The following is a 12,817-nucleotide window of genomic DNA, read 5'->3' as shown; positions in this document are numbered from 1 at the left end:
CAGTGCAATCGCGAGGGTTTCGAGGTCTGTCGTCACAAACGGACTAACGAGACCCTCGCTTCATGCACCCGAAAACTTCGGACTTACTCATCTAGTCGGTCAGACGCTCGCCGGTCGAGGTCGAGAAGACATGCGTCTCACCGGCGCGCGGGACGACATGCAGCTTGGCGCCCTTCTCCGGCACGGCACGGCCGTTCACGCGGACCACGAGGTCCTTCTTCTCGCTGCCGAGGTCGGCGGTGCCGTAGACGTAACCGTCGGCACCCAGTTCCTCGACGACATTGACGGTCACGGCCAGACCGGCCGGAGCGTCCTTGGAGAGCGCGGCACCGGCGCCGCTCTCCTCCGCGAGATCGAAGTGCTCGGGGCGGACACCGACCGTGACGGTCTTGTCACCCTTGTCCGCGGCGGCGGCGAGCGCGTCACGGGAGACCGGCACGACGCTGTTGCCGAACTTCACACCACCGTCGGTGATCGGTACCTCGACCAGGTTCATGGCGGGGGAGCCGATGAAGCCGGCGACGAAGAGGTTGCTCGGGCGGTCGTACATGTTGCGCGGCGAGTCCACCTGCTGGAGCAGACCGTCCTTGAGAACCGCCACCCGGTCGCCCATGGTCATGGCCTCGACCTGGTCGTGGGTCACGTACACCGTCGTGATGCCGAGGCGGCGCTGGAGCGACGCGATCTGCGTACGGGTGGAGACACGGAGCTTGGCGTCGAGGTTCGACAGCGGCTCGTCCATGAGGAACACCTGCGGCTCACGCACAATGGCGCGCCCCATCGCGACACGCTGCCGCTGACCACCGGAGAGCGCCTTCGGCTTGCGGTCCAGGTACTCGGTGAGGTCGAGGATCTTCGCGGCCTCTTCGACCTTCTTGCGGATCTCCGCCTTGTTCACACCGGCGATCTTGAGCGCGAAGCCCATGTTGTCGGCGACGGACATGTGCGGGTACAGCGCGTAGTTCTGGAACACCATGGCGATGTCCCGGTCCTTCGGCGGCAGATGCGTGACATCGCGGTCACCGATACGGATGGCGCCGCCGTTGACGTCCTCAAGACCCGCGAGCATGCGCAGGGAGGTCGACTTGCCGCAGCCGGACGGACCGACGAGGACGAGGAACTCGCCATCCTCGATCTCGATCTCCAGCTGGTCGACAGCGGGCTTGGTGGAACCCGGGTACACGCGGGTTGCCTTGTCGAACGAGACAGTTGCCATGGCGATATGTCCCCTCACCGGCAGGAACGTGCCGGACGATCCGAGTAAAGGAGTGGGTCCTCCGCCAGGGACGGAGGATGGGTCTAGTCCACCTGGGTGAACTTGAGGTGACGGTACCTGGCCATTACTGATCTGTCAGTAGTCCTGCCCGAACGAAATTTCTGGCCCTTGGCCCTCGGGCCTGACCGGACAGGGGCAGAGCAGTTGTCTTTTGACCTTGCCACTCACCAGCGCGAGCAGGCAGAGCAACGTACTTTTGACCTCGCTCGCGCGGAGTCGCCGCCCTCGCGGGCGGCACTTCCTGCTTCGACACCCATCGCCCCGACCAGACGTGATCCTCAAGAATCACGCTGAGAGGGTCTTATGTGGGCTCCACAGGCATTCCGGCCGACGGCCCGTCGGTCCGTACCGCAAGCAATCCGCGTCACACCCGCTACGCGACCGACAGGCACTCCTCCAGCTCCGATGCCTTGATCACTGTCGGCGACACCCGGCCCGGCGGCAGAGCCAAGGCCACCAGCCAGTACAGCCGCATCCCCTCGTCCCGGAGATTCGCCGCCGCGTTCACATCCCGGTCATGCGCCACACCGCACTCGGTACACACCCAAGTCCGTACCGACACATCGAGTCGAGGACCCTTGGCGTGGCAGGACGAGCAGCGCCGCGTGGACGGGAAGAAGCGGTCGACGATCACCAACGTCCGCCCGTACCACGCACACTTGTAGCGGAGCTGACGCAACAATTCCCCCCACGCCGCGTCCAGGATCGACCGACTCAGCTTGGCCTTCCGCCGCTTCCCCTTGCCCTTCGCCGGACGCAGCAGGGTCACGATGGACAGATCCTCCACCACGAGCACTTGGTTCTCGCGCACCAGGCGGGTTGTGAACTGATCCAACATGTCCCTGCGCACATCACCGATGAGCACGTACAGCCGGGCGATCCGCAGCCGGGCCTTTTCCCGGTTCTTCGAACCTTTCCGTTTACGGTGCAGGGCCCGCTGCAACCGGGCCAGCTCATCCTCGTACTTCGTCAGCAACCGCGGATGATCAAGCTTCGTACCGTCGTCCAGGGTGACCAGCGACGCCAGGCCGAGATCCAGCCCCACCGACTTCGGCTCAGTCCCCTCGCGCAAGAACACAGCAGGCAACCGCTCGATCCGCTCCTCCACCAACACGGAAAGGAAAAACCGGCCCGCCCGGTCCCGCGTGACACTCAACTTCACCGGCACCGTCCCCGCAGGCAACGCACGCGACCACCGCACGTCCAACGGCTGCGACTGCTTCGCCAACGTCACACGACCGGTCCCCGGCCGCTCCGGATCCTCCACCCAACGGAACCCCGTCCGCACATAGGTCGCCGAATCACGCGACCGATGCTTCCTCTTCCGCTGCGGATACTTCGCCGCCCCCCGGAAGAAGCGTGAGAACGCACCGTCCAGATGCCGCAACGCCTGTTGCAACACGGTCGACGACACCTCACCCAGCCACGACGTCCCCTCTGCCCGTCGCCACCCCGTCAACGCCCTGCACGTCTCGGCGAAACCGACCGAGACTCGGTGCTGCTCCCACGCGCCCAGCCGAAGAGTGAGCCCTTCGTTGTAGACCCAGCGGCAGGCACCGAAGGTGTTCACCAACTGCCGCGCCTGCAGGGGACGGATAGAAGCGGAAACGGTAGGCGCGCTGCTGTGTGTCCGGCTCCTTGGCTCGGCCTTTCAGCGGAGTGGCTCGGCGGCCGTGATGCTTGCGGCGGTCGGCTATGCCGAGCTCCTCACGCTTCACGCGTCGAGCCTCCGTGCCGGTTACCCGTATGGGCCATTCCGTTGACCCTGTCACGACCCCTCCCTCGCGATCACGCCGTCGGACAGCACGTCAGTCCGTACAACGAACGTGTGGTCGTGAGGTCACGGAGGCGCACAACTTTGTGGCTAGGGCAGAAGAGCGCTGTGTAGAGTGTGAGAGCTTTCGCGTGCTGCCTTGTAGTGCGGAAATTGCCCCCTTAGCTCAGTTGGCCAGAGCGCCGCACTTGTAATGCGTAGGTCGTCGGTTCGAATCCGACAGGGGGCTCCGCGAAGCCCAGGTCCTCTCCACCGACCTGGGCTTTTCTCTGCCCCGCAGTGAATCAGTGGCGGCCCGAGACGCGGTTCGCCGCGCGGGCCAGGGTGTGGGAGCGCGAGGTCGGGGACGTTGTCTCCTTGCGGTCCGCCGTGCGGTAGGCCGCGTACATGCCGTGGACGCCGAGCCAGCGGAAGGGCTCCGGTTCCCAGTTGCGGACCTTGTGGTTGACCCAGGGGAGCGTGGTCAGGTCCGTGGGGCCCGACTGGCCGGAGTCCTGTTGGATCAGGTCGCGGAGGGTGCGGGCCGCGAGGTTGGTGGTGGCTACGCCGGAGCCCACGTAGCCGCCGGCCCAGCCCAGGCCGGTGGTGCGGTCGAGGGTGACGGTGGCGCACCAGTCGCGGGGGACGCCGAGGACGCCGGACCAGGCGTGGTCGATGCGGACGCCCGCGGTGGTGGGGAAGAAGTCGACCAGGATGGCGCGCAGGGCCTCGATGGTGGCGGGATCGGTGCCGGAGGGGTGGCCGAGGCGGGCTGCCTTGGAGCCGTAGCGGTACGGGTGGCCGCGGCCGCCGAGGGCGATGCGGTCGTCGGCGGTGCGTTGCGCGTACATGTAGGTGTGGGCCATGTCGCCGAGGGTTTCGCGGCCGTCCCAGCCGAGGGTGTCCCAGATCTCGGTGGGGAGCGGTTCGGTGGCGATCATCGAGGAGTTCATGGGAAGCCAGGCGCGGCGGGTGCCCTTGAGGGTGGCGGTGAAGCCTTCGGTGCAGCGCAGGATGTAGGGCGCGCGGACGGTGCCGTACGGGGTGATGGCGTGCTTCGGCTTGATTTCGGTGACGGGTGTCGACTCGTGGATCGTGACGCCGAGTGCCTCGACGGCCGCGGCGAGGCCCTTGACCAGTTTGGCGGGGTGCAGTCGGGCGCCGTGCGGGCTCCAGCTGGAGCCGACGGCTTCGGTGACCCGGACGCGTTCGGCGGTTTCGCGGGCGCCGTGGAGGGTGCGGTCGGTTTCGCCGAAGGCGATCTCGGTGGCGTGGAATTCCTTGAGGCGGGCGAGCTGGGCGGGCGTGCGGGCGACTTCGAGGACGCCGCCCCGGTGGATGTCGGCGTCGATCTTCTCCTCGTCGGCGACGCGTATGACCTCGGCGACGGTGTCGTTCATGGCCTTCTGGAGGCGTACGGCGGATTCGTGGCCGTGCAGCTTGGCGTAGCGGTCGCGGCCCGCGACGCCGTTGTAGAGCCAGCCGCCGTTGCGTCCGGAGGCTCCGTAGCCACAGAACTTGCCTTCCAGCACGGTGATGTTGAGGAACGGCACGGCTTTCTTGAGGTAGTACGCCGTCCACAGGCCGGTGTATCCGCCGCCGACGACGCAGATGTCGGCGGTGGCGTCGCCGGGGAGTGGTTCGCGGGGGGCGGGTATGCCGTCCTTCGCGTACCAGAAGGAGATGCCGCCATTGTTCGCGCTGGTCATGAGGGTGTTCGTACACCGCTGTCCGTGTGCCTGTCCAGGGTGAGCGGGTAGCAGGCGAGGCCGATCAGGACGGCCGCGAAGTGGCCGAGGTCGGTGAAGCCGCGGGCGGCGATCAGGGGGGTGCCGAAGAAGATGAGGACGGCGCCGAGGTAGGGCAGATGCCAGGGCTTGGGGACGCGGTAGGTGAGGACGGCGACGACACCGGCGAGCGCGTAGCTGACGCCGACGTCGAGCGTGTTCAGGGCGGACCGCGGGGCGTGGCCGTGGTGGACGGCCCAGCTCAGGACGCCTTCGCTGATCAGCGTGGCGCCGATGTGTGCGAGGGCGACGACGGCCAGCCAGCGTGTGGTGCCGAGCCAGTGTTCCGCCGGGGCGTGGAAGGCGGTGTAGAGCACGGCGTACGGGGCCCACGCGCCGCCGCCGAGCCAGAAGGCGCTGACGATGAGCACGCGGACCGGGTCGGTGGACAGCTCATGGATGTTGGTGGAGCTCTGACGCAGGACGTCTTCTTCGAACTCCGGTGGAATGCGGTGGAGGGCGACGGTGGTGACGAAGAGGGCCGCCAGCCAGAGGTAGGTGCCGGGGGCGCTCGTGATCCAGTCGATTCCGGCGCGGCCCGCGCGGCGGGCGAGGGGCCGGGCCCGGGCCGCGCGGCGGGCGAGGGGCCGCGCTCGGGGCCGGGGCCGGGCTCGGGGGTGGGCCGAGGGGTGGGCCGGGGGCAGGAAACGGCGCATGGGCCGATTCACCCATGCCCCTAGGATCGATGGTGTGATCGACATTCCGGCGGAGTTGGTGGAAACACAGTCGAAGTTCCTGGGCGAGGCGGGCCGTGCCTTCATCGCGGCGCTGCCGGGCCGGGCGGCGGATTTCCTGGAGCGGTGGGAGCTGCGCCGTACCGGCCCTTCGATGTACGGCATGTGCGCGCTGGTGCTGCCGGTTGAGCGGGCGGACGGTACGCCCGCCGTGCTGAAGCTCCAGCACCTGGACGAGGAGTCGGCGGGGGAGCCGGTGGCGCTGCGGATGTGGGGCGGCGACGGCGCGGTGCGGCTGCTGCGGTACGACGACGAGACGGGCACGCTGCTGCTGGAGCGGCTCGACGCCCGGGATCTGAACGGGGTGGACGCGCGTGAGGCGGTCCGGATCATCGCGGAGCTGCTGGCGCGGCTGACGTCGGTGCCGGCGCCGCCGGGGATGCGCGGCCTGGGGGAGATCGCCGCGCGCATGCTCGACGACGTACCGGTGCTGTCGCGGTCGCTGCCCGAGGAGGCCGAGCGGAGGCTGCTGCGGGACTGCGCGGCGGCGGTGCGCGAGGTGATGGACGAGCCGGGGGACCGGTTGCTGCACTGGGATCTGCACTACGAGAACGTGCTGGCCGCGCACCCCGCCGACGCGCGGGAACCGTGGCTGGCGATCGATCCGAAGCCGCTGGCGGGTGATCCGGGGTTCGATCTGATGCCGGCTCTCGACAACCGGTTCGACGCGGCGGAGACGCCCTGGCGCTTCGATCTGATGACGGAGGTGCTGGGGCTCGACCGGGAGCGGGCGCGGGCGTGGACGCTGGGGCGGGTGCTCCAGAACAGCTTGTGGGACATCGCGGACGGGGAGCGCGCGCTGAATCCGGAGCAGGTGTCGATCGCGCGGTCGCTGCTGGCGCGGTAGCGGGGCGACAGGGGAGTCTGTGGTCATGATTCGTACTGCCACACCCGCTGACGTTCCGGTGATCCGCGCGATGATCCGTGAGCTGGCGGAGTATGAGAAGGCCCTGGACGAGGCGCGCGCGACCGAGGAGCAGTTGCGCGAGGCGCTGTTCGGGGAGCGGCCCGCCGCGTACGCGCATATCGCGGAGACGGAGGACGGGGAGCCGGTCGGGTTCGCGCTCTGGTTCCTCAATTTCTCGACGTGGCGTGGCGTGCGCGGCATCTACCTGGAGGATCTGTATGTGCGTCCTGAGCGGCGCGGCGGCGGGCATGGCAAGGCGCTGCTGACGGAGCTGGCGCGGATCTGTGTGGAGCGCGGTTATGAGCGGCTGGAGTGGTCGGTCCTGGACTGGAACGAGCCGTCGATCGCGTTCTACCGGTCGCTGGGCGCGGTGCCGCAGGACGAGTGGACGGTGTTCCGGCTGACGGACGGGGCGCTCGGCGAGTTGGGGGCGCCGTCCCGGTAAGGCCCTGTGGGCGCGCGGGCGCGCGGGCGCGGTTAGGACCTAGGCGGTCCGCGCTCGCGCCGCCTCGGCTGCCTCCCGGCTGCGCGGCGAACCGCCGTTGACGAGTAGTACGGCGATCACCGCGGCGCCCACCAGAATGGTGGCCGCCCAGGCCATGGCGACGGTGAAGCCGTGCACCGTGCCGGTGTTGACGATGTCGGCCCTCTGCGTGGGTGTGAGCCCTCCGCTCGGCGCCGCCTGTCGTTCCGCCGAGGTGAGATGGGTCGCCAGATATCTCGCGGTGGTGGTCGTCGCGAGAGTGTTGAGCAGCGCCGTACCGATGGATCCGCCGATCTGCTGAGCCGTGTTGACGGTGGCGGAGCTGACCCCGGCGTCCTTCGGCGCGACGCCGGTGGTGGCGGTGGAGATGGCGGGCATGAAGGTCAGCCCCAGGCCCAGGCCGAGCAGCAGCGTGCCGGGCAGGATGTGGGTGGGGTAGCTGGAGTGGGTGTCGATGAAGGTCAGTGAGTACAGCCCGGCTGCCGCGAGCAGCAGTCCCGGGCCGAGCAGCAGCCGCGGTGGTACGTGGGGGAGCAGCCGGGCGGAGATCTGGGTGGATCCGACGACTATCGCGGTGGTCAGCGGGAGGAAGGCGAGACCGGTTCTGAGCGGTGAGTAGCCGAGGATGTTCTGAAGGAAGTACGTCATGAACAGAAACGCCCCGAACAGTCCGATCGTCGTCAGACACATGGTGAGTACCGAGCCGCCGCGGTTACGGTCGCGGATGATGTGCGGGGGCAGGAGCGGGCCGGGGCTGCGGGTCTGCCACCAGGCGAAGACGCAGAGGAGCGCGGCCCCGCCGATCAGCGGCCCCAGGACGAGCGGGGCGCTCCAGCCGTGCGCCTCGGCCTCGCTGAGCCCGTATACGAGGGCGACGAGCCCGCCGCAGCCGAGGGCGACGCCGGGGATGTCGAGGTGGGCTTCCCGGGTGCCCGCGCGGTCGCTGAGGAGGGTGAGCGCGCCGACGACGGCGATCGCGGCGATCGGGACGTTCACGTAGAGGCACCAGCGCCAGCTGAGGAATTCGGTGAGGACGCCGCCGACGAGCAGGCCGATGGCGGAGCCCGCGCCCGCGATGGCGCTGAAGATCCCGAATGCCTTGGCGCGCTCGTCGCCACTGGTGAATGTGGTGGTGAGCAGGGAGAGCGCGGAGGGGGCGAGGAGCGCGGCGAAGACGCCCTGGAGGGCACGGGAGGCGAAGAGCATCTCGGGGCCGGTGGACGCGCCGCCGATCGCGGAGGCCGCGGCGAAGCCGATCAGCCCGACGATGAAGGTGCGTTTGCGGCCGACGAGGTCGGCGATCCGGCCGCCGAGCAGCAGGAGACCGCCGAAGGCGAGGCTGTACGCGGTGATCACCCACTGCCGGTTGCCGCTGGTGAGGCCGAGTTCGCGCTGGGCGGAGGGCAGGGCGATGTTCACGATGGTGGCGTCGAGCACGACCATGAGCTGGGCCGTCGCGATGACGGCCAGGGCCCACCAGCGGTGGGGGTCGACGGCGGCGCCGGGCCCCGCACGGGGGCGCGGGTCCGGTTTCGGGGGCGGGTCACTCATCGAGATCGTCCCTCATGGTGCGTCTCTGGCGGATCGCCCCCCGAACTGCGTCGAACCTCTGCACAGGACACCATGAATCGGTGGTCTTCGCTTCTCGCCGTCCTGTGGCACGTCGCCACGGTCGTCGCCACGGCTCGTCGCTACGGCTCCAGGACGACCTTGCCCATCGTTCCCCGGGTCTCCAGCGCCCGGTGGGCCCAGGCCGCGTTCGCCAGCGGGAAGCGCTGTACGGCGGGGCGCAGCCGGCCGGCGGCGGCCTCGGCGAGTGAGCGCTCTTCGAGCGCGCGGACGTCGCCGCCCGCCTTGGCGATCATCACCGGCCCGAGGACGGATTCGGAGGTGATGCCGCGCTCCGTCAGCTCCTCGTCGGTGAAGGTCAGCGGCTTTCCGTTGTGCGGCCCCTCGCCGGACCAGCCGAAGACGATGTGTTTGCCGCCCTTGCCGAGGAGGTCGACGGCGGCGAGCCCGGTCGCCCCGCCGACGGAGTCGAAGAGGACGGTCGCGCGCCGGTCGCCCAGCGCGTCACGGAGATGGTCGCGGACCCGCTCGGGCCAGTCGGGGCGGGTGTAGTCGACGGCGAGGTCGGCGCCGTTCGCGGCGACTCGCGTGACCTTGGCCGCGCCGCCCGCCAGGCCGATGACGGTGGCGCCGGCGTTCTTCGCGTACTGGACGAGGAGCGTGCCGATGCCGCCCGCCGCAGCCGGTACGAGGACGATGTCGGCCGGGCCGAGGTCCGTGAACTGGAGGATGCCCATGGTCGTGCGGCCCGTGCCGATCATGGCGACGGCCTCGGCCGCGTCGAGTCCGGCCGGGATCTCGTGGAGCCGTGCCGTGTCGGTGACGGCCAGTTCCGCGTAGCCGCCCGGGACCATCCCGAGATGGGCGACGACGCGCTTGCCGAGCCAGCCCGCGGCCACGCCCTCGCCGAGCGACTCGACCGTACCGGCGACCTCGCGGCCGGGGATCGTGGGCAGTTCGGCGGGGGCGGGGTACGGGCCCCGCATGCCCTCGCGCAGGGCGGTGTCGAGGAGATGGACTCCGGCGGCGGCGACGGCGATCCGGACCTGGCCCGGGGCTGGTACGGGGTCCTCGGTCAGCTCGTGGACGAGGTTCTCGGCGGGGCCGAAGGCATGGAGGCGGATGGCGTGCATGGCGGGCTCCCAGGGGTGGTCCTGCGTACGAAGTGGTCCGGTGCCGGAAGTGGTCCTGCGTACGAAGGGTTCGGCGTACGGGGAACAGCCAATGGCCTCAAGCATGGTTGAGGTCAAGCGATGCCGGAGCTCCGCTTCTTGAGAGCCGAGAGCTGCTGGACGGCCAGCGCCGCCGCGCCGATCCCGCTGTTGAACGACACCTCCGCGAGCACCCCGGGCGCGGCGACCTGGTCACCCGCGAGGAAGACGCCTTGGCCGCGATCGATACGGGGCCGGTCCCGCCATGTGGTGCCCGGCGGATCGACGGCTCCGGTACGGCCGGTCGCAAGGGACTCGCGCCGCCAGGCGGTACGCGTGCGCCAGCCGGGAAACCCCAGGTCGAGCAGGTTCTCGGCGCGGGCGATGCCATCGGCCTTGGACTCGTCGGGGCCGACCGGGAAATGACCCTGGAGCAGTTGCTCACCGGCCGGGGCGAGGGACGGGTCCTGCGCGGTGAACCGTTCGAGCCAGCCCGGCGCGTCGAGGTCCGAGACGATGAACGGGTCGCCGTTGCGCGTACGCAGCGCGAGATCGAGCAGCGCGGTACGGCCGCCGGTCCAGCGCAGGCCGTCGTCCTTGAGGAGGCGGCGGGCCGCTTCCAGGGAGGTCGCCACGATCACGGGGGCGTCCTCGGGAAGGCTCTCGATCCGTACGGCTGTCTCGATCCGTACGCCCAGCTTCCGGGCGTGCGCGGCCATCCGGTCGGTCAGCGGGCCCCAGCCGCCGATCGGGTAGCGGGCCTCGGGCGGCAGGGCGGCGGTGCGCCGCAGCCGCTCCTGGACGAAGGCGGCGGAGAGCGCGCCGGGGTCGTGGTGGAAGAGGGCGACGGCGGCGTAGTGCGCGGCGGCGCGCGCGATGCCGGCGCCGGCCAGCTCCGTGGCCCAGGTGATGAAGTCGCTGTCCACCGGGGCGGTTTCGGCCTTCCGGCGGGCGAGGGTGTACACCCCGAGGGGCGGGGTCCTGCGCAGGGCGCCGCCCTGGTGGAAGCGGAAGCGGTGGCTCTCGCGCAGGGGCGGGGCCGCCGTCGGACCGAGGAGGTCGCGCCGTCGCAGCCAGGCCCAGTGCGGTCCGTGGCTGTAGAGGGCGTGTGGCCCTTCGTTGGCCGCGTAGGGGCCCTCGGTGGTGCGGCCCCGGCCACCGAGGGTGCGGTGGGCCTCGTACAGGGTGACGGCGGCGCCCGACTCGGTGGCGCTGATGGCGGCGGTGAGTCCGGCGAAGCCCCCGCCGATGACGGTGACGCGATGGCTGGGATTCATGGTCTGTGTCTCTCTCCTTCGCTCGCTCTCTCACCGGTGTGACGGGAAGTGGACAGCCGGATGTGACATCGGCGCGTTGTCAGTGCCGTACGTCACCATGGGGGCATGGCACGGAAGACGACGAAGACCGGCGCGGGCGGGGCGAGCGGCACGGGCGGCGAGGGCGGGGCGAGCGGGGCGGGCCGGGTCCCGGCGGCGCGGCGCGCGGAGGTACGGCTGCCGCCGCTGAGTCCGTACGGCGGCGGGCTTGAGCCGGACGGTGACTACGACGGTCTGGAGTTCAAGGACCTCGATCTGTCGGACCAGGAGGGGCCGGGCTCGCGGTTCATCGACTGCGCGCTGCGTGACTGCGGGCTGGACGAGACGGCGCTGGGCCGGGCGCGGTTCATCGATTCCGTACTGAGCGGTGTCCGGGGGGTGGGCACGGACCTGTCCGGGGCGTCGCTGCGCGATGTGGAGGTGGTGGACGCACGGCTGGGCGGGACGCAGCTGCATGGCGCCGTGCTGGAGCGGGTGCTGATCAGGGGCGGGAAGATCGACTATCTGAACTTCCGCAGGGCCCGGCTTAAGGATGTGGTGTTCGAGGGTGTCGTCCTGTCCGAACCGGACTTCGGGGGAGCGGAGTTGGTACGGGTCGAGTTCCGGGACTGTGTGCTGCGACGGGCCGATCTGAGCGGTGTGCGGATGAAGGACGTCGATCTGCGGACGGTCGCCGAGCTGGATATCGCGCGGGGCCTGGACCGGCTGGCGGGGGCGGTCATCAGCTCGGCGCAACTGCTGCATCTGGCACCGGCGTTCGCGGCGCAGATCGGGGTGCGGGTGGAGGACTGACCGGGGGAAGGATCTGGGGACGGGACGGGACGGGACGGGTCGGGGGCTGACGTGGGGGCGGATGAGAAGCCCCGTCCTTCGAAGGCCCCGACCCTGGGGGGATGGAGTCGGGGCCTTCGTGGTGCTCCAGAGGCACGGCCTTGTGTGGGGGGAGGAAGCGGTCGCCCGATTCCCGGCAGTGCCCCGGCAGAATCTCGTCTGCCCGGTGCCGGGGGATGTACGCCTGCCGACCCGGGAATCGATGGGTGGGGTCTGTGACCGTGTTGTGGGGGCCCTGGGGTGGGTGCCGTGAGGTGGGGATGCGGGGGTGGAAGCCGTGAGGGGGGCCCTGGGGGCGGGAGCCGTGAGGTGGGGCGCTGGGGGTGGGAGCCCTGAGCTGCGGCGCTGGGGGTGGGCCCCGCCTGGGGTGGTCAGCTGCGGGGGAAGCGGGACTGGAGGTCCCAGATGATCGGGTTGTCGGCCAGGCCCTCGTGCATATCGGCGAGATCCGCGATCAGATCGTGCAGGAAGTCGCGCGCCTCACGGCGCAGCAGCCGGTGGCTGAAGGTGAGGGGCGGCTCGTCACCGGGCATCCAGTCGGCCTCCACATCGACCCAGCCGAAGCGCCGCTGGAAGAGCATGCGGTCGGCGGACTCGGTGAAGTCGAGTTCGGCGTACTGGGGCTTGGCCGCACGGCTGCCGCGCGGATCGAGGTCGAGCTGCTCCACGATGTCGCACAGCGCCCAGGCGAAGTCGAGCACCGGTACCCATCCCCAGGCTGTGGACACCTCGCGGTCCGCGTGGGTGTCCGCGAGATAGACGTCCCCGCAGAACAGGTCGTGCCGCAGCGCCCGGACGTCCGCGAGGCGGTAATCGGTCTGCGGGGGATCGGGAAAGCGCCGGGAGAGGGAGTAGCCGATGTCGAGCACGGGCCCGATGGTGTCACGGCCGTCCCCAGGGACCCGTGGGGTGGTCGATCACGCGTTCTCCGACGAGTGACTCGCTCGGCTGTACGACGTACGGAACCTGTGGGCAGGTCGGGCGAGCGGAAGGGCCCGGCCCTGATCGA

At 70.0% G+C, this 12,817-nt stretch carries 11 protein-coding genes and 1 tRNA gene; 4 read left to right on the top strand and 8 right to left on the bottom strand.

From position 1 onward, the window contains the following. Positions 1-91 precede the first annotated feature (91 nt). Both ABTZ59_RS04275 and ABTZ59_RS04270 read right to left on the bottom strand, forming a co-directional pair. Complete coding sequence (locus tag ABTZ59_RS04275) at positions 92-1,216, bottom strand: ABC transporter ATP-binding protein (RefSeq protein ID WP_351390074.1); 1,125 nt, start codon at positions 1,214-1,216, stop codon at positions 92-94. A 433-nt stretch (positions 1,217-1,649) separates the two neighbouring features. Next, a complete protein-coding gene (locus ABTZ59_RS04270) occupies positions 1,650-2,846 on the bottom strand; it encodes an RNA-guided endonuclease InsQ/TnpB family protein (protein ID WP_351390071.1) in 1,197 nt (398 codons plus the stop codon). Positions 2,847-3,205: 359 nt separating this feature from the next. Between ABTZ59_RS04270 and ABTZ59_RS04265 the strand changes: the two genes are divergently transcribed. After that, positions 3,206-3,279: transfer RNA gene (locus tag ABTZ59_RS04265), tRNA-Thr, on the top strand. Positions 3,280-3,334: 55 nt separating this feature from the next. Here the strand turns inward: ABTZ59_RS04265 and ABTZ59_RS04260 are convergent. After that, the gene (locus tag ABTZ59_RS04260) at positions 3,335-4,738 is read right to left on the bottom strand and encodes an NAD(P)/FAD-dependent oxidoreductase (RefSeq protein ID WP_351390068.1); all 1,404 of its coding nucleotides are present in this window, start codon (positions 4,736-4,738) and stop codon (positions 3,335-3,337) included. Continuing rightward, on the bottom strand, positions 4,735-5,472 hold the full coding sequence (locus ABTZ59_RS04255) for a rhomboid-like protein (protein ID WP_351390065.1): 738 nt from the start codon (positions 5,470-5,472) through the stop codon (positions 4,735-4,737). Before ABTZ59_RS04255 ends, ABTZ59_RS04260 begins: the two co-directional genes overlap by 4 nt. On the opposite strand from ABTZ59_RS04255, the gene ABTZ59_RS04250 reads away from it, so the two are divergent. Further along, positions 5,471-6,397: an aminoglycoside phosphotransferase family protein gene (locus tag ABTZ59_RS04250; protein ID WP_351390062.1), complete on the top strand. Its 927-nt coding sequence runs from the start codon at positions 5,471-5,473 to the stop codon at positions 6,395-6,397. The genes ABTZ59_RS04255 and ABTZ59_RS04250 overlap by 2 nt on opposite strands. Positions 6,398-6,422: 25 nt before the next feature. Beyond that, positions 6,423-6,902: a GNAT family N-acetyltransferase gene (locus ABTZ59_RS04245; protein ID WP_249952192.1), complete on the top strand. Its 480-nt coding sequence runs from the start codon at positions 6,423-6,425 to the stop codon at positions 6,900-6,902. A 39-nt stretch (positions 6,903-6,941) separates the two neighbouring features. Here the strand turns inward: ABTZ59_RS04245 and ABTZ59_RS04240 are convergent, their stop codons facing one another. From ABTZ59_RS04240 to ABTZ59_RS04230, 3 genes are all read right to left on the bottom strand, one after another. Then, the gene (locus ABTZ59_RS04240) at positions 6,942-8,492 is read right to left on the bottom strand and encodes an MFS transporter (protein ID WP_351390058.1); all 1,551 of its coding nucleotides are present in this window, start codon (positions 8,490-8,492) and stop codon (positions 6,942-6,944) included. A 140-nt stretch (positions 8,493-8,632) separates the two neighbouring features. After that, the gene (locus ABTZ59_RS04235; RefSeq protein WP_351390151.1) at positions 8,633-9,643 is read right to left on the bottom strand and encodes a zinc-binding dehydrogenase; all 1,011 of its coding nucleotides are present in this window, start codon (positions 9,641-9,643) and stop codon (positions 8,633-8,635) included. Positions 9,644-9,756: 113 nt separating this feature from the next. Beyond that, complete coding sequence (locus tag ABTZ59_RS04230; protein ID WP_351390056.1) at positions 9,757-10,938, bottom strand: FAD-dependent oxidoreductase; 1,182 nt, start codon at positions 10,936-10,938, stop codon at positions 9,757-9,759. A gap of 105 nt (positions 10,939-11,043) precedes the next feature. Between ABTZ59_RS04230 and ABTZ59_RS04225 the strand changes: the two genes are divergently transcribed. Further along, a complete protein-coding gene (locus tag ABTZ59_RS04225) occupies positions 11,044-11,769 on the top strand; it encodes a pentapeptide repeat-containing protein (protein WP_351390053.1) in 726 nt (241 codons plus the stop codon). 410 nt (positions 11,770-12,179) lie between these two features. On the opposite strand, the gene ABTZ59_RS04220 is transcribed toward ABTZ59_RS04225, so the two are convergent. Beyond that, positions 12,180-12,677, bottom strand: coding sequence for a hypothetical protein (locus tag ABTZ59_RS04220; protein ID WP_351390050.1), 498 nt, complete (start codon positions 12,675-12,677; stop codon positions 12,180-12,182). Positions 12,678-12,817 lie beyond the last annotated feature (140 nt).

Source organism: Streptomyces sp. NPDC094034 (assembly GCF_040303865.1).
Taxonomy (GTDB): domain Bacteria; phylum Actinomycetota; class Actinomycetes; order Streptomycetales; family Streptomycetaceae; genus Streptomyces.
This window is presented reverse-complemented; position numbering and strand designations above follow the sequence as displayed.